Below are 26,577 nucleotides of genomic sequence, written 5' to 3'. Positions count from 1 at the left end.
TCCGAATTTCTCCGGGCTATCCTTCTGTAAAAGGCAGGTTTCATACGCGTTACGCACCCGTGCGCCGGTCGTCATCTACTGCAAGCAGCAATGTTACCCCTCGACTTGCATGTGTTAGGCCTGTCGCTAGCGTTCATCCTGAGCCAGGATCAAACTCTTCGTTGTATAAAAATTATTATGACTGAACTAACAGTCTCTTATTCTTTACAAGAGTCCTACTCAAAGAATCACTTTTTTCCTTTTATGCATTCCAATATTTTCAAAGAACTTCTAGCACTTCGCTAGTCTTTATATCTTAAAACCCGAAGGCTTTTTCAATCTTTTTAATCTCACAATCTTTATTGTGATCGCTTTATTTTAGCGGCTGCAAAGATAACAACTTTAATTTCTAAACTCCAAATGTTTTTGAAAGAAAATTTGAAGTTTTTTACTTCTTGTTTTCTATTGTAATTGACTATCGTTAAATAGTTTCAATCACTTTCAAGATGTCGTTTTTGTCACTCTCAGCTCTTCGTTAAAAGCGGCTGCAAAGATAACTGATTTAATTTCTTAATTCCAAATAAATTTGAAAAGAATTTTAAATCTTTTTTGACACCTAAAAACCGCTTATATAAAGGGTTTTTAATCCATTTTTTGTTTCTCAAAATGTCTGTTGTAATCGTGCTTTGCGTTCAAAGCGGGTGCAAAAGTGAGGAGTTTTTTTCATAATTCCAAATACTACTTCAAAGTTTTTTTAGGCAAGAATACGAAGATAATAACTAAAGAATAGTTTATCAATGTTTTAAGTCGAAAAAATTTTTTTTCTCTTTTTTTTAACCTCAGAAAAAACAACGCTTACATAGTATAGAGAATGATACACTATACTAAATAAGAACTAGGTCGTGTCTTACTCGGTATAATTTCAGATTTAACTCATATCAAACTCATATCAAACACAGATCAAACTCACGTTAACGTGAGTTTGATGTGGCTTTTATTTGTGTTTTTACCAAAGTGAACTCCTTGTAATATACTTTTATGGCTTTTACTAGCCGTGTGAGAAGAGATGCGTTAATGATTGGAGCGGCATCCTTTGTGAGCCCGTTATGGCGAAGCAAAGATATAGCGCAAAGCATGACCCGAGAAAAGGGATTTGTGCTGATAATAGAGTATTAGTGGGAGGGGAACGCCCAATGTAAAAACAAAAAAGCTCGTAATCAGTTAATTAGTATATATTTTATTTATTAATATGAGGTTACTACTTATTATTACGGCTCTTTTTATATTTATACATGTATCTGCACAAGAAAACAAAGTTAAAATAGACAGCTCTTACATAAGGAAGTACAACGATAAGTTTATTTTAAAGGTTGGGATTAAAAATGCAGGTGAATCATTTGGCGTGCGAGGTAATAGCGTGAATTATGATTTAAAACCGAATACCGAATTAAAAACAAAGGTTTGGTTTAACTATAGGTTTATTGCTTTATCGCTTGGGTTTGCACCAAATTATTTAAGTGGAAATAATGATGATGATAGAAAAGGTAAGTCTGAGCTGAAGTCGATAGGCCTGAACTTAATATTTCCGCATTGGGTGCAGCACTTTGGCTATTCAAAAACTAAGGGGTACTATATAAGTAACACGAGTGATATTATTGGAGACTGGGACAAGTATAAAGATGCATATATACAATTTCCGGAATTGCTTGTGGAGAACTTCTCGGGATATACGGCTTATAAGTTTAATAAAAACTACTCGGTTAAGGCAGTTAGCGACCAGACGGAACACCAAGTAAAGAGCTGCGGAAGTTTGATGGCCTTTTTACTTTATAGATATTACTCTATTGACAATAAAGCTACCATTACAGCATCGAATAGCACTCAGAAGTCACAGAACTTTGAAACCACCGTACAACTTGGATATTTTTATACTTATGTGTGGCATCAGAATTTTTATATCTCGGCTGGAGCTGCTGCAGGGTTGGGTTTTATCAACAGTAAACTTTTAACTAGAACTATTGAGGAAGAAATTAACTCTCATAATTTAGATCCATTAGCTCGGCTTGAAGCTCAGTGTGCCATGGGATATAATAGTAATCGCTTTTTTGGAGGCATACAAATAACAGGTAGCATACAAAAGCACCCTCAAGGTAAAAGTACTGCTTCGATAGAAGACAACTCACTTGATTTGCAGGTGTTTTTGGGTTATAGATTTGGCATGATTAAGGGCATTAATCATCTGTTTGATAAGTATGGACTATAATACAGCGCCTACTGAATAGTATAAGAAAAAGTCTGCACACCTGTTGTCGCCACCCCTGCGACGTAGTACACAAGAATACAGACTTTCTCGGAGGGTTTGGCAAATTGCAATTTTGCAGATAGCAATTTACCGTGCGTAACCTTATCATTAATTGCCAAAGGTTACTTAATTTTTATTAGGCTGATACTGCCACTTTTATTTGAGTATCGGTCCATTGTTTTACTTCGCGCAGAGCATCTACCAACTTAGCTACCTCATCGGCAGTAGGTATTAAGGCATTACACCCACATCCTTGATCGAGTATTTTAACCTGATCGCGCACTTTAGGTGGAATTATACGGTTAAAACACAATGCTTTTAACATTTCACTGAGGCCATGGCCATATAGCGGAATATTGTTCTTTGTTAGCACACTACTTAATAAGTATTCGGCAGATAATACCGCTACATTTGCTGTTAAAGCCTCACCAAAGCGGTTACTCTCAACAAGGGATATTGTATTGTGATAATAATCAAATCCCACATCATATATTTCTCTATATGTTTCCATTTTGTATGTTTATTTTATACTCAATAGACATAACCAAGAGAATTTCTCACGCTCAGGTAAATCCATTGACCATGTTATTATAGTTTGAGAATTAAATCGCGTAATTCAGTTTGATTAATACCAGCTTTCTTCTCGCTTGCCAAACGTTTTACCTCTGGTAAAATTTCTTTACCCCGTTCGGGTGACACATTAATACCCATCTGTTCGAGCATATTGACTACAGATGCTACGCCAGAATGCTTTCCTATAACAAACTCGGAAGTTTTGCCCACTTCACTAGGATGAAAGGCATGGTAGGTCATTGTATTTTTTAAAAGCGAACGACAATGAATCCCTGACTCATGACTGGTTACCAACTCGCCCGTTACTGGTTTGGTTTTACTTACATATCTTTTTGAGACATGCTCAACATACTTACAAATATCTTGCAATTGAGCAAGGTTGATGCCCATATCTTTATTTAAAGAGAACTTTGAAGCTGCGGCCACCTCTTCGAGCGGTGCATTACCAGCGCGCTCTCCCAATCCGTTTATTGTAACATCAACAGATTGAATACCTGCCTGAAGCGCAGCAATAGTATTAGCTGTAGCCATGCCTAAATCATTATGTGCATGAAATTCGAAATCTACATCGGGAAATAATTGAGTGGTTTCGTTAACCATCTCCCCCACCGAATAAGGATTCATAATACCTACTGTATCTGCTAAACGTACCCGCTTTACTCCGTAATGTGCAGCATTAGAAATATACTGATGCAAAAATTGTGTATTGGCTCTTGATGCATCTTGCGCACCTATACCTACAAATTCAAAGTGATTAGAGGCCAATCCGATCATGGTTTTCATTTGCTTGAGCACCCAATCATAGTTTTTACCAAGAGCTGCTAATTGCAAATCGCTCACCGGAAAAGAAATACTAATACGCTTAACACCTGTGCGCTTGGCGGCCATAATATCGCCTACTGTAGCTCTTGACCAACAAAGGGCATCGAATTTAAACCCCTGGTTAAGTATTGTCTTTATATCTTTTTCTTCTTGGCGCGAGATGGATGGAGTACCTACCTCCGCCTCTACAATACCAATTTCATCTAACATTTGAGCTATTCTAATTTTCTCTTCTAAAGAAAAAACAACTCCTGCGGCTTGCTCGCCATCGCGTAAAGTAGTATCAATTAGATGTTGCATAGTTTTTTGTTTAGATAGATTAGCTAAAATTATATTCTAGATTATATAGCATTACATATTGGGCTTTCAGCCCAAACCCGACTTCATTTCTTGTCTTGAAACAAGAAACAGAAGCAAAGAAATTCAAGACTGCTTTACAAATAACTTTCTTATTTAGTTACGCTTAAGTGCGGCTGGCGGATCTTCGAGCACAGCTCTCAGCTAGCCAGTCTTACTAAAGCTTTAACTAAAACAAAAGCTCTTTATAAAGAGGTCATTTACCGTGGTGCTTAAACAACGATGGTGAAGTTAAAACCACTTGCAAATAGTAGCATTAGTTTAAGAGTATGAAATTGTTAAGTTTAAGTGCACATTATTAGGAAAACATTGAGCTAGCACTTCCCCAACAATATGCACTACCCTTAAATATGCTAATCTGAAATTAAATACTCTTCAACTGCGTTACCTTCTTCTAAGGCATCTAAAATTTCATCAATTTTATCCTCAGTAATTTCTCCATACCAAAAGTTATTTGGGTGAACCACCATAATAGGTCCTTGGCTACATACATTTAAACAGGCTGTGCTTGTTACTGCGGCATCAATACCTCTATCGTTGCACTCTTCCATGATGTATGGAATAAAATCGCCAGCTCCATTTTTGTTACAGAATCCTTTTGCATCGCCTGCAACACGATACGAATTACAAACTAAGATGTGATACTCTGGTTTTTTCATAATGATTGTTTAAGATTCAAGACTAAGCATAAATACTTTACTTGATGATGTTATAAATTTGTTTAATTGTCTTCTTGTATTATTTATTACCAATGTTGTCCTAATTAAATTTTCACTCAAGCCGTGAAGGCTTCTACTTTTTTCTACAGTCAAAAAAGTAGACAAAAAGACCGTCGACTGCACCCATTTCACTCAAAAAACTTTAATGGTGCTGAAACAATTAAGAATACTCAATTCTTAATCGTCCCGATATTTTAAACTCGTACTTTTTCGTGCCTCAAAGCACTCAAACAGCTTACGTTTTTTAACCGTCATTTCAATCCAGTTTTTTGGTTCACTGGCTGAGGTCGATACTAAACAAGGCGTGTAGCACATTATTTAAATACTTTTAGGACGAGATTGATATATTACTAAACATTGAAGCACCCCCTAAGCATTTGCCTGGCCCACGCGAGTTTCACCTCATCCCTTAGAACCTTTTAGGAATCCCCATGGGTTTAGAGCTGTCCCCTACATATTTTGCCTCATCACACTAAAGGTTTTTGCCATCCCCTAGGGTATTGATGGCTTCCCCGAGAGGTTTGTAATCGTCCCCGAGGTAATTGACACCACCCCCGAGCACATTGGTTAATTCCCCTAGGTATTTTACCCATCCCCTAGAGATATGTGCAGTCCCCTAGCGGCTTTCAGCAGTTTTATCAACCACAACCCGTTCCTGTTCCTGAACATGATGCTCCACATTTGAATGCTTCTGCTTTGGTAATGGTTCTTAAATCTTCACCCTTATAAATAGCATCCATTCCTTGGTCGATAAGTCCAGACATCTCTACTACCTTAATACCCGACTTACCTAATATTTTAGATGGTTTAGGTCCTATACCTCCAACCAATATTGCTCGGCAATCACTTAAAGTATCTCCTAACTCTACCCATCTATCATCTCCCTTGCCTCGTGATGGTGTTACTCTTTGGTTTACGAGCTTGTATCCGTTTGGTGTTTCTTTAAAAATATATAGTCGATCAGCTTCACCTAGATGCTGATTCACCAAAATACCTTCGTTACTAGCCACTGCTACATATGGGCGTTCTTCCTCTTCTCCACCTCCACAGCCAACAGTCATTTTTGCCGCTTCTGATAAAAGCTCCATGGCCTCAGTACTATCTTTTCCTAAAAGACCTGCTGCATCAGCTCTACAACGACTACAGTGCGTCATTGGAGGTAAGAATGCGCCAATTTCTTTACGGATGGCTTTCATGGTTGCTGCTTCAGGCTCTGTTAAATCAGAGAAAGGCGTATCCTCAACAGGAATTAATGGAATGGTATTCATTAAATCAACACCCATTTTTGCTAAACCTTCGGCAAGCTCTGGTAAATGATCTTCGTTAATACCTGGTATTACAATGGCATTGGCTTTAACTGTTATGCCTGCTGCTTTTAGCTTTTCAATGGCTTCGAGCTGTTTGCCTAATAATATAGTGGCGCCTTCTAAACCGAAATATCCTTTTTTATCGAAACGAACCCAACGGTATACTTTTGATAATATTTCAGGATCGAGTGCATTTATGGTAATGGTAACATGACTTACTTCTAACTCTGCAAGTTCATCAATATAAGGTCCTATTCCTAAACCATTAGATGATACACACAAAATCATATCATCATAAGTTTTTCGAACCAATCGAAGTGTTTCCATGGTTTCATTAGGATTGGCAAATGGATCTCCAGGACCTGCAATACCAACAACTGAAAGGTTTGGCATTTTCTCTTTCAGTCCTTTTAAGTAAACCATTGATTGCTCTGGCGATAATATATTTGAAGTAACTCCTGGTCTGCTTTCGTTTACACAATCGAATTTACGGTTACAGTAGTTACAGCTAATATTACATTTAGGAGCTACCGGAAGATGAACTCTGGCATATTGTCCTTTCGCTTCTTTATTGAAACATGGGTGTTTTTTAAAATCGATCATAGTACTCGTTTTTAATAATTGAAAAATGAACACTGAGACACTGAGGCTCTGAGTTTATTTTCAATAGTTTTTTAACATTGCAAATAAGTTCTGGAGATTCCCAGGAAAATAATTCCTTTAAACACTTAGTAAAAAACGCTCCGTGTCTTTGAGTCTCCGTGTTCTTACCCCTATATATATTTGTATCCTATTTCAGAGTGCTCTTGTTTGTATTCCATCATGGCGTTGCCAATTTTATCAAACAGCTCTTGAGCACCTTTGTAGGCAATGTGTTTTAATCGTGAACCGCCCATTCTGTCGTGAATTGGGAATCCTACTCTTATAATTGGTATCTCTAACTCACGAGCGATATAATAGCCTTTGCTGTTACCAACCAAAAAGTCGGGTTTCATATCAATACAGAGTTCGTTAATCTTTTCGTAATCTAAATCGCCCATTACCTGTATGGTTTTACCATGAGTGGGCGCACATTTTTCAATTTCGGGCTGTAGCGTTCCACTGTTTCCTCCTGATGCAGCAAGTATTACTTCTACTCCTATTTCATCCAAGAAACCAGTCATGGCAACTACTAAATCCTCTTCGCCATATACTACTGCTTTTTTGCCAAACACGTATTTATGTCCATCGGCGTAAGCATCAATTAATCGGCCGCGTTCCATTTGGTACCTCATCGGCACTTCGTTACCACTTATCTCGCTTAGCGCTTTAAAAAGCTCATCACTTTGCGTGATGCCTACCGGAACATTAACGGTGTATTTTTTAACTCCGAACTCTTTGGATAAATACTCGGCACCTGTTACAGCAAGGTTTTTATTTTTAAGTCGACCTACTAAATTTCCTTTATTAAGGATAGGACCAAACTCAATGGATGCTTTTGCACCTCCTAATAATTTCAAGTCTTCAACAGGAGTTCCTCCATCCGGAATACGATGATAAGTATCCCACACTGGGTTATCTAAAGTCTCAGAGTAATCAGGAACCATTATATAATCAATACCAAAATCAGTAAGAATATCCTTTAACATCCTTAAATCTTCAGTAGATATAAAGCCAGGGAAGATGGCAACCTTCTCATTGGCTTCAACCTTAGTGGCAAATGTTTTGGTGATGGCTGCCACTGTCTCATGAAACCCATCCATATGCGAACCCTGATAACTTGGCGTTGATGAGTATACAAACTCGGGTATACTTTTATCATCGGCATTGGCTGCTTTGTAGTTTCGGAGTGCTTGTCCGATATCATCGCCAATTGTTTCGCTTAAGCAGGTGGTACAAACCCCCACCACCTCTGGTTTATATTGTGCTATTACATTTTGAATAGCCGCGCTGAGATTGCCTTCTCCGCCGAATATAGTTGATTCCTCACTAAAATTTGAAGAGGCAATATCAACAGGCTCCTTGTAATGACTGATTAAATATCGTCGGATGTAAGTGGCACACCCTTGTCCCCCATGAATTACAGGCACACAGCCTTTAATTCCTTTATATGCTATACTTCCGCCCAATGGCGAACACACTTTACATGCGTTACGCGTGGCTACGAAGTTTTTTCTTTCTTTTAATACTGGTATTTTGTCGGCCATCTTTTTTAAGTATCAAGATTCAAGATTCAAGTATCAAGATGATTTACAGCTTGCTTTGAAACTTGAAAGGATTAAAACTTAGAACCAAGGCTGTGTATCAAGAGATATTTACATCATGCAAATAGTCTTATGTCTTGATACTTGCTACTTGATACTACTTCTTATCTATAAACTTCCACACAGGACTACAAACCGAGGCGTATACTTCTTTGGCGAAGTTGAGCATACCAATGTATCCGGCTAATGCTTCTTTACGTTCGTGATTGTGATCGCAAAATCCTAGTCCTAACTTATAGGCTATCGGTCGTTCTTTAACGCCACCTATAAACAGATCGGCTCCCGTTTGCTTTACAAAATCGGATAGCTCATTTGGATTTGAGTCATCAACGATTACGGTTCCCTTATCACAGATTTTCTGTAACAAGTTATAATCGTCTTTATTACCCGTTTGAGACCCTACAACTACCGTTTTCATACCTAATAAACGCAGTGCTTTAACTAGGCTAATGGCTTTAAAGGCACCGCCAACGTATATGGCTGCTTTTTTTCCTTCAAGCTTTTCGCGATACGGTTGTAATGCCGGAATTAATATTGCCAACTCTTCTGAGACTAGTGCTCTGGCATTGGCCATTAATTCAGGATCGTTAAAATGTGTGGCCACTTCGTAAAGTGCATCCGACATATCTTCAATACCAAAGTAGGATACCTTTTTAAATGGTATACCGTACTGACTTTCCATTTCTTTGGCTACGTGCATCATACTACCTGAGCACTGTACCACATTTAGGGATGCTTTATGAGATCGGCGTACTTGTTGCACACGGCCATCGCCTGTAAGACAAGCAATAATCTCAACACCTATTTTTTTATAATATTCGGCCAATATCCAAAGCTCACCGGCTAAGTTAAAATCGCCCAATATATTTATACTGTATTTAGGTGGAACATAATCCTCATCGGTTCCCACCAAATTCATTAATGCATCGCAGGCTGCTTTGTAACCATCTTTTTTGGTTCCCTTAAAGCCTTCGCTCATTACAGGAAGTACTTCAACGCCTGTTTCTTTTTTTAGCTGACGCGCAACGGCCTCAACATCATCTCCAATAACACCAACAATACATGTGCTGTATATAAAAACAGCCTCGGGTTTATACGAAGCAATTAATTCTGTTAGCGCATTGTATAATTTCTTTTCTCCACCAAAAACCACATCCTTCTCACGTAAATCAGTTGAGAAACTCAAACGGTGCAACTGTGGACCAGACGACATAGCGCCTCTGATATCCCAAGTGTATGCTGCACAACCTATAGGACCATGTACAATATGTAGCGCATCTGCAATAGGATATAAAACTACCCTTGAGCCACAAAAAACACATGCTCTCTGACTTACTGAACCTGCTGCTGATTTCTTTTCACAGGCTAAATCGTGTTGGTCTTCGCCTATGGTAACAATCTGGGATGTTCTATCTTTTATATATTTTGACATAAGCGTTTAAATAGAAAGATTGATTTAATTAGACTATCAGACCTTAGTTAGAGATAAAAGACTGTGCTTAAACCTCTATTTTAAAATCTTTTATTTAAAATATGCTGCAACATATTTTATTGTGAGAGTAATTTGTATTTATAAGGAAAGATTGGCGGGGTAATTCTAATCGTTTAATTAATACTCAAAGCACATTAAATTAGAAAATATATATACCACCTATTTATTTTGAATTTCGGCGTTCCGATAATTCAACTACCCCGCTAATCTTAAGGCAACGAACATGTTCAACGCTGCCTAACCTCTGGCAAACACAAATCTTTATTTAGAATTGAGATTTTTGGATAAGAGATAATAGACTCCTCTTTATCTCTTATCACTGACATCTCATGCCTAATTATCTAGAATTACATTACTAATTCTACTTTTTCTTCTTCGCAATTTTCATCTTGATATTGCATCAATAAATCCAACATTTTTTCGAGGATGCGGATACCACCCATATAACCTAATGTTGGGAAATAAGAGTGACCTACACGATCAACAATTGGGAATCCCATTCTTAAGAAAGGAATCTTCTCATCGCGAGCGATATACTTACCATAAGTGTTACCTATTAGTAAATCAACACCCTCTTGTTTAATCCATTGGTGAATTTGGAACATATCCGCATTAGCACCATTTTTGAATTTCACTTGGTCGATTTTATCACCAAATATTTCTTTCATTCTCTTCTCGAATGATTTACCTGGAGTACCTGAAACTACATAAGCAGGAACCATATCAAGATCTAATAAGAACTCACACATAGCGAATAATTGATCTGGATCGCCAAATAAAGCAACACGCTTACCATAAAAGTATTGGTGCATATCCGTAATCATATCCACTAAACGACCACGCTCATCATTTATCGCCTCAGGAACCGAAACAGCTCCGGCTTGTGATAAAGCAGAAATAAAACGGTCAGTAGCTTTAACTCCGATAGGTAAATCCAATAAATCGAATGGTACCTTGCAAGCATTGTCTAAAGCAACGGCTGCTCCTTTTGTACCATACTCACCTAAGGCTAAAGTTTTCATGCTATCGCCCATGCTCACTAGCTCAGGAATAGTAGTTCCTCCTTTAGGATACATTTCGAACTTACCAGTCATTGGTGCATCTAATACATCAGAAGTATCAGGAGCCAATACGGTTTTAACACCCATTAAACCAGTAATTCTTTTTAACTCACGCATATCTGAAGGCTCAACCCAACCAGCTAATATATTAACCTGGCGTTTTGCCTCATCTGTTTTCATGGCAAAATACTTAACAATACCTTCTAACATATTGTGGTATCCTGTAACATGAGAACCAACGTAACTAGGAGTTGGAGCTTGTATTACGTGCTTTCCTTCTGGTACTTTACCATCGTTACGAGCCTTAGCAACAATCTGACCAAGGTCATCACCAATTGTTTCTGATAAACAAGTAGAGTGAACTGCGATAATTTCAGGATCGTATACTGAGAATATAGTACCGATAGCTTGTAAAAGGTTTGCTTGTCCACCAAATACTGAAGAACCCTCAGTAAACGATGATGTAGCAGCCATTACTGGCTCTTTATAGTGACGGGTTAAAGCTGAACGGTGATATGAACAACACCCTTGTGATCCGTGGCTATGTGGTAAACATCCGTGGATACCTAAAGCCGCATACATGGCACCTACCGGCTGACAAGTTTTAGCCGGGTTTACTGTTAGTGCCTTTCTATCTATTTCTTTTTCTGTAGTATGTCGAAGTAACATAATGAATCTTTTTAAATATTAGTAATCAGATTTAAGAATAAACCTTCTTATAGTAGCTGAAGTATTTTCCTCAAGCCGGAAGGCTCTTCATTTTTGGCTTGACCCAAAAACGAAGCAAAAAAGTCAAGACTGCCATAAAACCACTTTTTTTACTTTCGTAAAGCTTAAGTGCGGCCGGGTGATCTTCGAACAAGTTCTCAACTTCCCGGTCTTACTAAAGCTTATCTTCATTAAAAAAAGCGTTTTTCTGGAGGTCAGATCCTCACATTACAAACCTTGCAAGATTGAGAATACTAAAGCTCTGAGGTTTAAATCTTATCCCTCTAAATGACTAAGCGTTAATAGTCATGCTACCTACAATCTCTGGCTCCGATTTCCAAGGAGTATCTACTAGTTTCCATACATCGGTAACTAACATACGTTCCATTTCCTTAAAGAAGTTAATGGCTCCACCAAAGGCAGTATAAGGACCACCATAATCGTAACTATGTAGCTGCTTTAAAGGCACACCTGATTTTTGTACCACATATTTCTCTTTAATACCAGCACAGAAGATATCTGGCTTATAGAATTCAATTAATTTTTCAGTTTCATGGTGAGAAACATCATCAATTACTAATGAATTCTTTTCCATTTCTGGCATCATTCCTTCGTAATCGCTAAACTGGTAACCTTCTTTTTCAAGCTTGGCTTTTTTAGCAATTAGGTCTTCGCGCCATAATTCTTCTTTCTCTGTTTTCTCAATAGTAAGATCTTCGATATTACGAGTATCTGCATCAATCTTAATACTAGGAATCACTTTACGTCCTTCGTAGTCATCGCGGTGAGCAAACTCGTATCCTGCAGAAACAGTATGCATACCTAACTCTTTGAACAACTCTTGATAATGGTGAGCACGAGATCCACCTACAAACATCATAGCTAATTTGCCTTCTGTTTTTGGTTTAATGGCATCCATTACCACTTGTACTTTAGCAGCTTCGCGAGCAATAACTTCTTCAACTTTTGCTGTTAATTCAGCATCATCAAAGAACTCTGCCACTTTACGAAGTGTTTTTGAAGTAGCTTCAGCTCCAATAAAGTTGGCTTTGATCCACGGAATACCGTATTTCTCTTCCATCATCTCAGCAATGTAGTTGATAGAACGGTGACACATTACAATATTTAAATCAACTGTATGTGAGTACTCCATACTTTTAATGGTAGAGTTACCTGAGAAAGTAGAAATTAACTCAATACCAACTTCTTCGAACAATGCTTCTAATTCGAAAGCATCACCACCAATATTGTACTCCCCTAATAAGTTCATTTGGAACTTACCTTTACGTGGACGGTCATTTAAACCTACTACGTTTTTAAATACACCATTGTTGGCAATATGGTGACCTGCTGACTGTGATACTCCGCGGTAACCCTCACAAGAAAAACCAAAAATATTGATTCCTAATTCTTCTTTCATTTCGCGAGATACAGCGTGAACATCATCACCAATTAAACCTACCGGACAAGTTGAGAAAATACCGATTGCTTTTGGGTTAAATAAAGCATGCGCTTCGCGAACGGCTTGCTTTAATTTAATTTCACCACCAAACACAATATTCTCGTCTTGCATATCAGTAGAGAAAGAATACATGATGAAGTTATCTTCGCCCTCTGCTGCTCTGGTTTGGTTACGACGTGTTAACCAAGCATAGAAACTACATCCGATTGGTCCGTGTACTAAGTTAATGATATCTCTTGTTGGCCCTAATACCACCCCTTTACAACCTGCATAAGTACAACCACGTTGTGTAATAATTCCAGGAATAGTACGTACGTTAGCTTGAACTTCTTGATCCACTTCGGGATCGTTGGCTACCATACCTTTTTTACGCTTCTTAGCAATTTTGCTAGGGTACTTGCTAACTATATCTTCTATTAATGGAGTAGGATCTGGTAATCCTGCTGAAAAATCTTTCTTTTTAACCATGTTTTTACAATTTAACGGTTATTAATCAACTGCTTTGCTACCTGTAGTTCCTGTTCTTACCTGCACCACATCGTTAACAGGCATTACGAATATTTTACCACAGCCATGAGGCTCGCCTTGATTGGCTTCTATTATTGCATCTACAGCTGGTTGCACATACGAATCGTTTACTACAACCTCTAAAACTCTTTGTGCACGAAGTCGTGGTTCTTTTCCTAAATGCTCTAAAGCTTCAGGTCTATCGTTTTTCACTCCTTCTAGTATTTTGGCTTCCCAAAGACCTTTTCCTCGTCCGAATACTTTCCCCGATGCAGTCATCGACGTAATATCAGCGGCTAATAAGGCCTTTTTCGTTGCATTCATCTTATCGATGTTTATTATTGCCATTACTGTTTTCATAATTTCTTTTTTTGATAGATGAGTAGATAAATCCTGAATGTGAATTAAAGCTCTTTAACCCCTCTTGAGATGGTGTAAGCCTCTTCAACTGGAGTGATAAATATTTTACCATCACCAAAAGCTCCTTTTTCTCCTGAGCGAGCAGCTTCCATAAGCGTATTCACTGCAAAATCTTTATCCTCATCTTTCACAACCATTACAAGTTGTTCTTTTGGCAACTCATCGTAAGTAACATCACCAATTTTAATTCCTCGCTGCTTACCACGACCAACAACTGGTGTTTTTGTAACAGCTATGTATCCAGCTTCGAATAGAGCTTTAAGTACTGCGCTTGATTTTTCTGGACGTATAATTGCTTTTATCATTAACATAACTAAGATCTTTTTAAAAGTTTAAGAGACTAGTGGGAATTGCCTCTAATTGAAATGAATATTTAATTCTGACAGATATGAATTGACTATCGAAATAGATTAGTTTGCGATACCAAAATCGATCAATAACTTCTCTAGCTCTTCAATCTCTAAAGGATTTGGAATTACGAACATTTCATTTGAATCAATAGCTTTTGATAAAGCTCTATACTCATCAGCTTGATTGTGCTCTGGAGAAAACTCGATAACAGTTTTTCTATGAATCTCAGCTTGTTGAACCATGTTATCACGAGGTACGAAGTGAACCATTTGAGAACCTAATTTTTTAGCTAACTCCTCAATCATTTCTCTTTCGTTATCTACTTTACGTGAGTTACAAATTAATCCACCTAAACGAACAGTACCTGCTTGAGCATACTTTTGGATACCTTTACAAATGTTATTTGCAGCATACATTGCCATCATTTCACCTGATACTACAATGTAAATTTCTTCTGCTTTACCATCTCTAATTGGCATTGCGAAACCACCACAAACTACATCACCTAATACATCGTAAAAAGTATAATCTGTTTTGTATTTCTCATCCCAAGCACCTAATTGCTCTAATAGGTTGATAGAAGTAATAATACCACGACCAGCACATCCTACACCTGGTTCAGGACCACCTGACTCAACACAACGAACACCACCATAACCTGGTTTTACAACATCATCTAACTCAACATCTTCACCTTCTTCACGAAGTGTATCAAGAACCGTTTTCTGAGCTAAACCACCTAATAATAGACGTGTTGAATCTGCTTTAGGGTCACATCCTACTACTAGAATATTTTTTCCTAATTCAACTAAACCTGCTACTGTGTTTTGTGTAGTTGTACTTTTACCAATACCGCCTTTTCCGTAAATTGCTACTTTTCTCATCTCTAAATGAATTAATGGGTTTATACTAATTGTTATAATTTCATTGTCTTGTGCCAAATCTTATTTCACAAGATGTGCCACAATGAGAAAAGTCATGCTTTCGAAGCAAATGAATTATCACGTTAAGATCGCACAATCAATAACTTACACGCAAACACATTTTTTGGCACGCCTTTTTTAAGGATGTTTATTTCCTACATATATGTAGAAAGGAGTCTTTTGACGAGCACTTGTGTAGAAACACACATACAAACCTAGTAATGTGCTACTTACATACAAATCTTGCAATATCCCCTTACAATTGAGTAGGAAAAGTACGGAAATGGAGTAGCTAATTAAGCCTAAGAAAAGAGGCTATTTATAATTAAACTTCTTACTAAAGGGGATTGAATAAAAAAATAAAGTAGTTTCTAATTTAAAGATAGTGTACTCCCTCACTAAGAAATTGCATTTTACAGGTTCACTAATCCTATCATGAAGTAAAAAACGTGCAGTTTAATTTTTGTGCGGATACAAAATCAATACAATATAGGGTGCATATGCACCAAAAGCGTTATTTCCAATTCTGGGATCATATATTATATCTCAATTTTATTTATGTTTAAAATTCAATCAAATAATCTAAAAACAATCTACAATGAAAAAACTCAATTTTTTACTATTGCTTTCTGCAATTCTCATCTTCACTTTCATGAACTCTTGTACTGAAGAAGATACACCTGAACCAGACAAAACTGAACAAGATGATGGTGAACAACAAGATGATGATGGAACTAATGGTGACGATAATAAAGACGATAGAACTGAAGACAATGACGAAACTGATGATGATGACGATGATGCACAAGAACCCTTTGAACCGGTAATAATAACTATTGAAGCTGAGACAGTCGATTTAGTAGAAGACTGGAAATTAAGAACAGACATAGAAGGCTTTACTGGTGATGGCTATATTATATGGGAAGGGCCTGATTTATTTTGGAAAGGAAACCCGGGTGGTGTAGCTCAACTTTCGTATGAAATAGATGTGCCAAAAGCAGGAACATATCAGTTCAACTGGAGATCGCAAATTGGAAAGGGAGATAAGTGGGACGAACACAACGACACTTGGCTAAAGCTACCCGATGCTGATGATTTCTTTGCTCAAAGAGATGCATCAATTGTATACCCTGAAGGATCAGGAAAAACCCCCAACCCAAAGGGTGAAAATGGAAATGGATTTTTTAAGTTATATATGAATAAGACAACATGGGAATTTACAGCAGGAACTTCTGATGGAAACTTCCATTCCATATATGCTACTTTCGATGAACCTGGTAAATACACCATAATAATTGCACCAAGATCATCTTATCATGCCATAGATTCTTTCAAACTTACACTTCAGAAATAAGCTAACAGATAATATTCATGATATATAAAAACAACAAAAGCGACCCCTTGGAGTCGCTTTTGCTTTTATAAATATCTTAGTTTCTATTTCGTTTTTTCGTAGGCATACCAATAAATGGTTCCTACAAAGAAGGCTCCACCAATGATATTACCAATGGTGGCTGGTATCAGGTTTTTCACAATAAAGGTATACCAAGAAATATCAGCCCCTTCAAACATAGCTAATGGAATAAAGAACATATTAGCAATGGAGTGCTCAAATCCTAAAGCCACAAAAGTCATTACTGGCCACCAAATACCCATAATTTTTCCGCTTGTGTGTTGTGCCGACATACCCATCCACAACGCTAAACATACTAACCAATTGGCTCCGATACCTTTTAGCAATGTTTTATAAAATGGATTTGATGTTTTTGCTATCGCGATGTTTTGTGCATACTCGCCCCAAGGTTCAGTGCTAATTACTCCAGTTAAATGTGCAATAAAGTAGGCCACAAATAAACATCCCACAAAATTGCCAATATATACTAATGCCCAATTACGCAGTGGTGCATTCCAAGCTTGGCGCCCGCTTAATACATTTGGAATAAAATAGGCATTATTGCCTGTAAATAATTCTGCACCCGCCATTACTACCATCATTAGTCCAACAGGGAAAGCAGCACCTAATAAAAATTTTGAGATTCCTGGGTTTTCAGCAGCAATACCCGGAACACCACCACCTAAAAGAATGGCTAACATTGCACCAATGGCAATATAGGCTCCACCTAGGAAACTTAGTGTTAATATCTTTTTTGCGGAATAGTTGTCTTTGGCAATAGCCATTTTACTGGCAACCTCTATTATTTGAGGAGGTGTATTTAAACTCATTTGTTTGTTTATTTTCTGAGGTACTAGTTTATTTTAATCTCTTTGAAGTAAGGTGTTAGTAAATCCTTTACTTTTTCAATTTGTTCTGGTGTGTTTTCTTTGGCGTCCTTCAATTGATATTCTTCTCCTAAACTCTCCCACTTGTGAACACCCAAATGGTGGTAAGGCTGAATCTCAATTTTCTCAAGATATTGGTAATCCTTAAAGGTTTCACCAAGCTTAACGAGCTCTTCTGGATTATCGGTAATGCCTGGAATTAAAACATAGCGCAACCAAAAAGGCTTTTTCGATTTTTCGCGATGCTCCGTTAACTTTAATACATGGTCAAGTTGTTTGGCTCCTGTTAAAGCGCGATAGCCTTCTTCGTTGGTATGTTTGATATCAATCATCAACAAATCGGCATAATTATCAATCAATTCTTTGGCACTGCTATTTAACACCGAACCATTGGTATCAATATTGGTATGAATTCCTTCCGCTTTAAGCGCTTTAAAAAAGGGAATAAGTGATTTCGCTTGTAGTAAAGGCTCGCCACCCGAAACGGTAACTCCACCTAACTTACCAAAGTAGGACTTCATATTAACAGCTCGCTTTACCAATTGAATAACAGGTTGTTCCTCTGCTATTTTTCGTGATATTGTATCCGGATTATGGCAGTAAAGGCATTTTAAGTTACATCCCTGTAAAAAAACCACCATTCGAATTCCGGGTCCATCGTGTGTTCCGAATGATTCGATTGAATGTACGTTGAGCGTATCTGTATCTTTAATCATAGTAGTTTTTTTTATAGATTTATTTCTGATCTATTGGCGCTTCGCCCAAACCCGACTTACTTTTTTTTCTTGATGAAAAAAACTAAGGAAAAAACATCAAGGCTACTTTTTAAATTACTTTCTTATTTTAATAAAGCTTAAGTGCGGCTGGGTGATCTTCGAGCGCAGCTCTCAGCTTCCCAGTCCTACTAAAGCTTTCTTAAAAACAAAAGCTATTTAAAAAAAGGCCACCTTATCGTGGCGCCTACAAAATTTCATAATACAGTAAGACCTGTTGATTCGAAAATCAACAGGTCATTATATGTTTATTATACTCTATTCAATGTTTATTACATAGAATCGTGGAACGAACGAGATAATACCTCTTGTTGCTGTTCGCGAGATAAACGGATGAAGTTTACTGCGTAACCCGAAACACGGATTGTTAACTGAGGATACTCTTCTGGATGCGCCATAGCGTCTTCTAATAACTCGCGGTTTAATACATTCACGTTAAGGTGCTGTGCATTTTTACCGAAGTAACCATCTAAAGCAGCCACTAAGTTATTGATACGATCTTCTTCGTTTGAACCTAAAGATTTAGGAACAATGGAGAAAGTATTTGAAATACCATCTTGAGAATCTTCGTACTTAATTTTAGCTACTGAGTTTAATGATGCAATAGCACCGTGTGTATCACGTCCGTGCATTGGGTTTGCTCCAGGAGCAAATGCAATACCTTTAGCTCTACCATCAGGTGTAGCACCCGTTTTTTTACCGTATGATACGTTCGATGTAATTGTAAGAACTGATAATGTTGGGTTAGCACCTTTGTAAACAGCTAATTTTTTAAGCTCATCGCTAAAGTGACCAACAATATCACGTGCAATAATATCAACACGGTCATCATCGTTACCATATTTAGGAAAATCACCTTCAATTTGGAAATCAACAGTTAAACCATCTTCATTACGAACAGGCTTCACTTTTGCGTGCTTAATTGCAGATAATGAATCGGCAACAATTGACAAACCAGCGATACCATAAGCCAAGTTAATTCTTGGATTAGTATCAATTAATGCCATTTGTGCTTTTTCGTAGTAATACTTATCGTGCATGTAGTGGATGATGTTCATCGACTCATTGTAAACACGAGCTACTTCTTTCATGGCAACATTAAAGTTAGCCATTACTTTATCGTAATCTAAATACTCATCTTCAGTTAACGATGGTACACCATCAATCATTTGTGTACCCGTGTTCTCACACTTACCTGAGTTAAGCGCTAATAAAAGCGTTTTAGCTAAGTTAGTTCGAGCACCAAAGAATTGGATATGCTTTCCTAACTCTTGGAAAGATACACAACAAGCAATACCATAATCATCGCTATCGCGATTACAACGCATTAAGTCGTCATTCTCGTATTGGATAGATGAAGTATCAATAGAAACTTTAGCACAATAATCTTTAAATCCTTGAGGAAGACTATTTGACCAAAGAATAGTAATATTTGGCTCAGGAGATGGTCCTAAGTTATAAAGCGTGTTTAAGAAACGGAATGAAGTTTTAGTTACTTTACTACGTCCGTCAACTAACATACCACCAATTGACTCAGTTACCCAAGTTGGATCACCGGCAAAAATTTGCTCGTATGCTTCCATTCTTAAGTGACGAACCATACGTAATTTCATTACGAATTGATCGATATACTCTTGCGCTTCTTCTTCAGAAATAATACCAGCTTCAACATCTCGGTTGATGTAGATATCAAGGAATGAAGAAACACTACCCAATGACATTGCTGCACCATCTTGCTCTTTTACAGCAGCAAGATAAGCCATGTAAGTCCACTGTACAGCTTCTTGACCATTTTCAGCAGGACGAGATAAGTCTAAACCATACTCGTTACCCATTTCAATCATTTGAGCTAATGATCTTAACTGCTCAGTTACTTCTTCGCGTAAACGAATAGTAGCATCAGTCATAGGACCAGTGATTGCCTCAAGGTCTGCTTTTTTGGTTTCAATTAAAGTATTGATACCGTATAAAGCAACACGACGGTAATCACCAATTATTCTACCACGAGCATAATTATCTGGCAAACCAGTTAAAAATCCTAGTGATCTAAATTTTCTAATTTCAGAAGTATAAGCATCAAATACACCATCGTTATGAGTTTTAGTATATTTAGAAAATGCTTCAGTAACCATAGCAGATGGTTTTAAGCCATGCTCAGAAAGTGCTTTCTGAACCACTTTAAATCCACCGTAAGGTTTCATAGATCTTTTCAGTAATTCATCAGTTTGTAAACCAACAATTACTTCATTGTCTTTATCAATATATCCAGCGGGAAATGCATTTACAGTAGAAACTCTTTCTGTGTCTACACCTAGTAAACCATTATTATCACGCTCTTTTTTAAGAGCCGCTAAACAAATGTCCCAAAGTTTTTGGGTCTTCTTGCTAGCTCCTTTTAGGAAAGAATGATCTCCAGTATAAGGATTGATGTTTAACTTAACAAAGTCTCTTACATCGATGGCTTTATTCCAATTTCCTTCTTTGAACTTTTGTAATTCCATAAGTGATATCTAAATTTTGTGCAAAAGTACTGCTTATTATTGGTTTGTGAAATCCCAACTTGTTGTGATTGTGCTTAATAATAAAGGACTTCTGAGTGTTTTATTTTGTATTTTTATGTCTTTCAGGCAGTTTAGGTAGGCAAATACCTAAATGTGAATAAAGGTTAAAATTTAAAAAACATGTTTTATAAAAGGATTTATTACTTGTTAAAGTACATTTGAAGTTATAATATAAAAGCGCACCTACCCTTATCTGAAGCTAATTCATGTTCTTTTTTTCAATATTTGAAAGTTTTTTAAGGAGTTTTTTTTCTTCTAATTCTTGCTCATAATCTTTAACAAAAGTGCTAATCAGAATTTTCAATTCTTCAAGGTCTATAGAGGATAGTACCATTTTTATACTTGTTCGAGGAAAAGGAATTTGTATTTTCTTTATATAGGAGTTGTTCCTGAATTTATCTTCTTCCTTAAAAGCATTAATCTGATTTATATAACTCTTAAAATCTTTAACGATATCTAGATTTGAGAAATCCATACTGAATTGATTAAACTCAAAATGAATTTTACTACAATTGCTACAAGTAAAAATATGTCCATGAAGTGTTTTAATATCCATAAAAATATATTTTTAAGGATAACAACTAGATAATCATATAGTTTAAGGATAAATCCTGCTTAACCACTATGTTTTTAAAAGAAAAAGGCTTCCTCAAATTAATGAAGAAGCCTAAATATTTTATTACACCTTGTAAGCACTTAGATCATAGGCTCGCAAATAGTCTCAATTTTATTTCTATCGTTCAAATATTTTGTATAATCCGTAACAAACTCAATACGAGTTTCAATGGTTTTATTCATATCTCCGGTTAAACCAATAACTACTTCTGATATTTCACGAACACCGCCATTACCTCCAGCACTTCCTGTTCGATAATCACAGCTCTTATTATCTACCAAAAATTGATTGAATAGGGGGTTTGCTTTTCTGTTTATTTGAAAAGCAACACCACAGCTACGTGCCAATTCAACATCCAAAATATCATCAAAAACAAAAGCAATTTCATCGGGTTCCAAGTTATAGTCATTACAGATACGCTTTAAAGCTTTGACTTTAAATTTACATTGATGAAATACAGCATTCATTCGTTCGCGCTTTGCCAAAAACTGTGCAATACGGTTTTCTTCGCCAGTTACCACAAAAGTATGTGGCAATACGCCATTATTAAGCCAGTAATTCAGTTTAACCATATTAATACCCATGGCATCAATCTCAGAGAAGTTACTACCCTCATCACTTACTTTTGAACCATTGTTAAAAACACCATCCCAATCAAAAATGAATGCTTTTACCTTCTTAAGCTTTTCTTGTAATTCATCCACTGGAGTGATGAATGTGCCTCCGATATTTTCGAACTGTTGTTGTATAGTCATGCTAATGATGCTTTAGATATATGATTTAAAATAAGAGACTATATGCTTATACAATATAGCTCCAATACAAAATCTACAAAGGTTTACTTACTTAATGTTTTTACGTATTCGTTGGCTTTTATAAGATCTTCCTCTGTGTCTATACACATGGTTTCATCATTTTCGGTTACAACACAACGTACTGGAATTCCGTTTTCAATCCAACGCAATTGCTCAAGCGATTCTGCCAACTCTAAAGAAGAGGGCTTGAGCTTCACAATTTTTTTAAGCGCATCGATATGATAAGCATAAATACCCAAATGCAAATAAAAATCGTGATGTTTTAACCATTCAGACTGTACGTGGTTACGGATAAAAGGAATAGGAGAACGACTAAATAATATGGCATCGTTCTTTTCGTTTAAAATTACTTTGGCTTCACCAATATCAGTAACCTGATCAATTGAGTCGGCCTTTTTAATTAAAGTAGCCAACTGAACTGTTTTATCCTCAAAAGCTTGTTTAATATCAACCAACTGTTGCGCCTCAAAAAACGGTTCATCACCCTGAATATTAATGACTACATCAACTTTTAATCCATATTTTAATTCGATAGCTTCAGCAGCTTCAGCACATCTATCGGTACCACTTTGATGATCTTCAGCTGTCATTACCGCTTTACCTCCAAAAGCTTCAACGGCATCAATTATTCGTTGATCATCTGTAGCCACAAAAACATCGTCTAAACCCTTTTTACAGTTTTCGTATACCCATTGTACCATTGACTTATCGCCGATTAAGGCTAATGGTTTACCAGGCAAACGACTTGATGCATATCTACTAGGAATAATTCCAACTATATTCATAATACTAGTTAATTAGTTTAAAGACAGAAGGCAGAAGCGATTATACACTTCTGCCTTCATTCTTCAGGCTTTAGCCTAATTTATTACATTTTACGGAATAAATCCTTAATCATATCTTTGGTAATATGCTTTTCCCACTCAGGACCAAAAGCATTATTCCACATATGCTCAAGTGCCCAACTTACTTCAACCATTTGGTCTAATTCAGTTTCGGTACACTCTTTTGTTATTCCTTCAGGAATGGTAACACCATGAAGTGTTTGCATTTCCTTAAACTCTTTATATTCGTTTGGATAATATTTCTCCAATTGATTGAAAACAATACAATTTCCAACACCATGATGTACTTTTAATACAACAGCTAAACCGTACGATAAAGCATGGCAAACACCAACCTGAGCATAAGTAATACTATTACCGCCCATAATTGAAGCTACCATCATTTTTTCATCTGCCACCAAACGATCCATATCTTTGTTTAAGAAAACTTCTTTACAAAGCTCGTTCGATTTTTCAGCAAATGCTTTACCCATCTCGGTAATCCAAGTTCCGTTTAACGATTCTGCATTATGAATATAACAATCCATACCTGTATAAAAGCGCTGGTTTGTTGGAACAGAAGCTAAAATTTCAGGATCAAAAACTACTTCGTTTGGAATGGTATAATCACATTTGATACCTAATTTCTTTTCAGGTCCACTTAAAACAGCCGTCATTGAAACCTCAGCACCTGTACCAGAAACTGTTGGTACACAGATGGTGTATATACCTTCGTTTTTGATTAAATCTAAACCTTGAAAATCAGCCGAATCACCAGGATTGGTTACCATTAAGCCTACAGCTTTGGCATAATCCATAGTAGTTCCACCACCAATACCAACAATGGTTGCAGGTAAATTAGAGTCGTGTGCTAAAATTAAATCGCGGTACGAATTAACAAATGTAGTTTTTGGCTCCTCTGATGTATCAATCCAAATAATTAAATCATCTTCAGTAGATGGGATCTTACTCATCAAAGGTTTTCCACTAAAATAATTATCGATAATAAAAACCGACCAATTATTCTTTTCGTTTTTTTGCTTATCAATAAGTTCACCCAAGTGGTTGATACTTCCTTTACCGAAAGCATATTTACCTGGATTTACAAAACTTCTAAAATCGTATAACATCTCAATATAAATTGATGATTAACCTAAAACTTTATCAAATGCGTTACAAATGGCTCTTAATTGCTCCTCAGTATAAAGAACTTTAATCTGAATAGATACTAATCGTCCTACAACATCTGTTGATTGTGGCATCTCTAAAGAAGCATAATCAGGTGTGTTTTTGTTCGATTGCATAGCCACCTTTCCTGCAAATTTATTTTGCTTTAAGTGAGTCCAGTTTTTAATAAAGTGATAATTATTGTGGTACCAGTATGCTGAAGGAACACCTTCTGCAGCTAATTCACCAGCTACCTTTTCAGCTTCTTCTTGCGTTGGTAAAAAGATATTTAAGAATGTAGCCGAATCACCATCTTCATCAGGAAGTGGATGTAAAGTTACTTTAGAAAACTTAGAGATATAATCTTTTAGAACTTTTTTGTTTCTACGCTGATTCTCAAGTATCGTATCAATTTTACGGAATTGCGCTAAACCAACGGCTGCATGTAATTCACTAATACGATAATTAGTACCCATTATTGGATGCTCCTCAGCACCACGGTTATCTCCAATATGGCTATGTCCATGATCACTCCACATGTGAGCTGTGTTATAAACATCTTCATCGTTAGTGATAACAGCTCCACCTTCTCCTGCTGTAATTAATTTAAAAAAGTCGAAAGAGTAACAAGCTACTTTACCAAAAGTACCTAACATACGACCTTTAAAAGAACCACCTAAAGCTTGCGCTGTATCTTCAATTAAGATTAAGTTATGCTTTTCACAAACCGCAACAATCTCATCAATTTGAGCCATTGAACCTAACATATGGATAAGCATTACAGCTTTTGTGCGAGGTGTAATGGCATCTTCAATACCCTTTGCTGTTAAACAAAGTGTTTCGTCTATTTCACCGAATACAGGAACTGCACCACAGTTAATTACTGCCTCAACAGGGGCAATAAAAGTAAATGGAGGACAAATTACTTCGTCTTCAGCACCAATACCTACAGCGGCTAAAGAAACAGCATCGGCAGCAGTACCACTTGATGTTAAATGGCAATATTTTGAGCCATGAAATTCTGCAAATTCTTTCTCTAGAGTTTTAGCTTTCCATACGCCATTTCTATCAGCATCGTGGTTATAGCGAAATAGAACTCCATTATCGAGAACGTCTAAAATTTGTTCGCGTTCTTCTTTACCAAATAATTCTGTACCCGGCATAATATATATTGTTTAATTATGATTCAAAAATGGTGTTATGCGCAACAACCATTGATTACTCAATGGTTGCTGGTATAAGATTTCGTTTATCAATGTAAACGAGAATAAGAGCTAATAATTACAATACCTCTAATTTAACAAGGTCTTGAATATCTAACATACCTACTGGTTTGTTTGCAGATACAGCAATTAAGTTATCAACTTCTTTAGCTTTAAATAAATCAACAGCTACATTAAGCTTATCTTCAATATCAACAACTAAAGGTGCTTTCATTTCAAAGTCAGACATTTTCATTGAAAGTACTTTTTCACCTTGCTCAGTCATGCCTCTACGTAAATCACCATCAGTGAAAATACCCGCTAAATTGCCTTGAGCATCTACAACCGAAACAGCTCCTGTTCCAAACTTCGACATTTCAACAGTAGCATCAGTTACTTTGCAATCTAAAGTAACGGTAGGATTCTTTTGGCTAACAGCCTCTCCAACTTTCATAGTCATCTGACGAGTATGGTTCACAAATTGTTGTGTTCCTAAATCAGTAAAACTATTGTTGTTTAAGTTTTTCATGATCTTCCATGGAATAGTGATGTTTTGAACACCTAATTCCAAAGCATTGTTGATGTGCTCAGGGTAACGAACTGAAGAGAACATGATTTTTGAATCATATCCGTACTGCTCTACTAAACCTACACATTTGTCAACTAATGATAAAGCATCATAACCTTGATCTTGCATACGACCCACTAATACACAAACGTAAGTTGCTCCTGCAGCCATAGCCATATAAGCTTGTTGCAAGTTATATACCAAGTGGATGTTTACCAACATATCTTCGTCGCGAAGCATTTTACATGCTTTAACCGCTTCTAAAGATGCTGGGATTTTAAATACGGTTTTCTTTTTATCTAAACCTAAAGCCAATAAACGTTTTGCTTCTGCAACAACTTCTTCAGCAGTGTCTCCTAATGCTTCAATCATAAGCACAGGAACCATTTTTGATAATTTTACAATGGCAGCATCGATATCTGTGATACCATGACGGTGCATGAATGTTGGTGTTGTTGTTAAACCATCGATAAAACCTAATTTAAAAGCTTCTTCGATTTCGTTAATATCGGCCGAATCAAGATATAATTCCATAACTATATTTG

22 protein-coding genes and 1 rRNA gene are annotated in these 26,577 nt (G+C 36.8%); 2 read left to right on the top strand and 21 right to left on the bottom strand.

What is annotated here, in order from left to right:
• Positions 1–165: ribosomal RNA gene (locus QMO11_RS09650) — 16S ribosomal RNA — on the bottom strand; the annotation flags it as partial.
• A 1,063-nt stretch (positions 166–1,228) separates the two neighbouring features.
• Between QMO11_RS09650 and QMO11_RS09645 the strand changes: the two genes are divergently transcribed.
• Entirely contained in the window at positions 1,229–2,242 is a 1,014-nt protein-coding gene (locus tag QMO11_RS09645) for a DUF4421 family protein (protein WP_282037059.1), read from the top strand.
• A 175-nt stretch (positions 2,243–2,417) separates the two neighbouring features.
• Here the strand turns inward: QMO11_RS09645 and QMO11_RS09640 are convergent, their stop codons facing one another.
• The 11 genes from QMO11_RS09640 to nifH all read right to left on the bottom strand — a co-directional run bounded on the left by QMO11_RS09640 (position 2,418) and on the right by nifH (position 15,187).
• Complete coding sequence (locus QMO11_RS09640; protein WP_068474176.1) at positions 2,418–2,792, bottom strand: hypothetical protein; 375 nt, start codon at positions 2,790–2,792, stop codon at positions 2,418–2,420.
• Between the two features lie 77 nt (positions 2,793–2,869).
• Positions 2,870–3,976: a homocitrate synthase/isopropylmalate synthase family protein gene (locus QMO11_RS09635; RefSeq protein ID WP_282037058.1), complete on the bottom strand. Its 1,107-nt coding sequence runs from the start codon at positions 3,974–3,976 to the stop codon at positions 2,870–2,872.
• A gap of 410 nt (positions 3,977–4,386) precedes the next feature.
• On the bottom strand, positions 4,387–4,692 hold the full coding sequence (locus QMO11_RS09630; RefSeq protein ID WP_068474182.1) for a (2Fe-2S) ferredoxin domain-containing protein: 306 nt from the start codon (positions 4,690–4,692) through the stop codon (positions 4,387–4,389).
• A gap of 698 nt (positions 4,693–5,390) precedes the next feature.
• Complete coding sequence (locus QMO11_RS09625; RefSeq protein ID WP_282037057.1) at positions 5,391–6,662, bottom strand: radical SAM protein; 1,272 nt, start codon at positions 6,660–6,662, stop codon at positions 5,391–5,393.
• A 170-nt stretch (positions 6,663–6,832) separates the two neighbouring features.
• Positions 6,833–8,245, bottom strand: coding sequence for a nitrogenase component 1 (locus QMO11_RS09620; protein WP_068474188.1), 1,413 nt, complete (start codon positions 8,243–8,245; stop codon positions 6,833–6,835).
• A gap of 154 nt (positions 8,246–8,399) precedes the next feature.
• Positions 8,400–9,734: a nitrogenase iron-molybdenum cofactor biosynthesis protein NifE gene (gene nifE / locus QMO11_RS09615; RefSeq protein ID WP_068474191.1), complete on the bottom strand. Its 1,335-nt coding sequence runs from the start codon at positions 9,732–9,734 to the stop codon at positions 8,400–8,402.
• A 407-nt stretch (positions 9,735–10,141) separates the two neighbouring features.
• Positions 10,142–11,524 carry a nitrogenase molybdenum-iron protein subunit beta gene (gene nifK / locus QMO11_RS09610; protein WP_068474193.1) on the bottom strand — a complete coding sequence of 461 codons (1,383 nt, stop codon included), beginning with the start codon at positions 11,522–11,524 and terminating at the stop codon, positions 10,142–10,144.
• Between the two features lie 331 nt (positions 11,525–11,855).
• Positions 11,856–13,493 (bottom strand): nitrogenase molybdenum-iron protein alpha chain, encoded by a 1,638-nt coding sequence (gene nifD / locus QMO11_RS09605; protein ID WP_068474196.1) that lies wholly within the window; start codon positions 13,491–13,493, stop codon positions 11,856–11,858.
• A 21-nt stretch (positions 13,494–13,514) separates the two neighbouring features.
• The gene (locus tag QMO11_RS09600; protein WP_068474199.1) at positions 13,515–13,892 is read right to left on the bottom strand and encodes a P-II family nitrogen regulator; all 378 of its coding nucleotides are present in this window, start codon (positions 13,890–13,892) and stop codon (positions 13,515–13,517) included.
• 44 nt (positions 13,893–13,936) lie between these two features.
• The gene (locus QMO11_RS09595) at positions 13,937–14,263 is read right to left on the bottom strand and encodes a P-II family nitrogen regulator (protein WP_068474202.1); all 327 of its coding nucleotides are present in this window, start codon (positions 14,261–14,263) and stop codon (positions 13,937–13,939) included.
• Between the two features lie 99 nt (positions 14,264–14,362).
• Positions 14,363–15,187 (bottom strand): nitrogenase iron protein, encoded by an 825-nt coding sequence (gene nifH / locus QMO11_RS09590; RefSeq protein ID WP_068474205.1) that lies wholly within the window; start codon positions 15,185–15,187, stop codon positions 14,363–14,365.
• Between the two features lie 637 nt (positions 15,188–15,824).
• On the opposite strand from nifH, the gene QMO11_RS09585 reads away from it, so the two are divergent.
• Positions 15,825–16,580 (top strand): carbohydrate-binding protein, encoded by a 756-nt coding sequence (locus tag QMO11_RS09585; RefSeq protein WP_282037056.1) that lies wholly within the window; start codon positions 15,825–15,827, stop codon positions 16,578–16,580.
• 83 nt (positions 16,581–16,663) lie between these two features.
• Here QMO11_RS09585 and QMO11_RS09580 read toward each other — a convergent pair whose 3' ends face one another.
• From QMO11_RS09580 to QMO11_RS09540, 9 genes are all read right to left on the bottom strand, one after another.
• Positions 16,664–17,449, bottom strand: coding sequence for a formate/nitrite transporter family protein (locus QMO11_RS09580; RefSeq protein WP_282037055.1), 786 nt, complete (start codon positions 17,447–17,449; stop codon positions 16,664–16,666).
• Positions 17,450–17,472: 23 nt separating this feature from the next.
• Positions 17,473–18,222, bottom strand: a complete 750-nt coding sequence (pflA, locus tag QMO11_RS09575) for a pyruvate formate-lyase-activating protein (RefSeq protein ID WP_282037054.1) — start codon at positions 18,220–18,222, stop codon at positions 17,473–17,475.
• Positions 18,223–18,551: 329 nt separating this feature from the next.
• Positions 18,552–20,780, bottom strand: a complete 2,229-nt coding sequence (gene pflB, locus QMO11_RS09570) for a formate C-acetyltransferase (protein ID WP_282037053.1) — start codon at positions 20,778–20,780, stop codon at positions 18,552–18,554.
• Between the two features lie 259 nt (positions 20,781–21,039).
• A complete protein-coding gene (locus QMO11_RS09565; protein ID WP_282037052.1) occupies positions 21,040–21,396 on the bottom strand; it encodes a DUF6686 family protein in 357 nt (118 codons plus the stop codon).
• Between the two features lie 140 nt (positions 21,397–21,536).
• Positions 21,537–22,211 (bottom strand): hypothetical protein, encoded by a 675-nt coding sequence (locus QMO11_RS09560; protein WP_282037051.1) that lies wholly within the window; start codon positions 22,209–22,211, stop codon positions 21,537–21,539.
• Between the two features lie 83 nt (positions 22,212–22,294).
• Positions 22,295–23,056 carry a 3-deoxy-manno-octulosonate cytidylyltransferase gene (kdsB, locus tag QMO11_RS09555; protein WP_282037050.1) on the bottom strand — a complete coding sequence of 254 codons (762 nt, stop codon included), beginning with the start codon at positions 23,054–23,056 and terminating at the stop codon, positions 22,295–22,297.
• An 83-nt stretch (positions 23,057–23,139) separates the two neighbouring features.
• The gene (locus QMO11_RS09550; RefSeq protein ID WP_282037049.1) at positions 23,140–24,225 is read right to left on the bottom strand and encodes an iron-containing alcohol dehydrogenase family protein; all 1,086 of its coding nucleotides are present in this window, start codon (positions 24,223–24,225) and stop codon (positions 23,140–23,142) included.
• 18 nt (positions 24,226–24,243) lie between these two features.
• A complete protein-coding gene (locus QMO11_RS09545; protein WP_282037048.1) occupies positions 24,244–25,425 on the bottom strand; it encodes a DegT/DnrJ/EryC1/StrS family aminotransferase in 1,182 nt (393 codons plus the stop codon).
• A gap of 118 nt (positions 25,426–25,543) precedes the next feature.
• Positions 25,544–26,566 (bottom strand): transaldolase family protein, encoded by a 1,023-nt coding sequence (locus QMO11_RS09540; RefSeq protein ID WP_068474231.1) that lies wholly within the window; start codon positions 26,564–26,566, stop codon positions 25,544–25,546.
• Between the last annotated feature and the right edge of the window lie 11 nt (positions 26,567–26,577).

Origin of the sequence: Saccharicrinis aurantiacus (genome assembly GCF_947489045.1) — a bacterium.
Taxonomy (GTDB): domain Bacteria; phylum Bacteroidota; class Bacteroidia; order Bacteroidales; family Marinilabiliaceae; genus Saccharicrinis; species Saccharicrinis aurantiacus.
The sequence above is the reverse complement of the archived record's forward strand: the minus strand, read 5'-3'. Positions and strand labels throughout refer to the sequence as shown.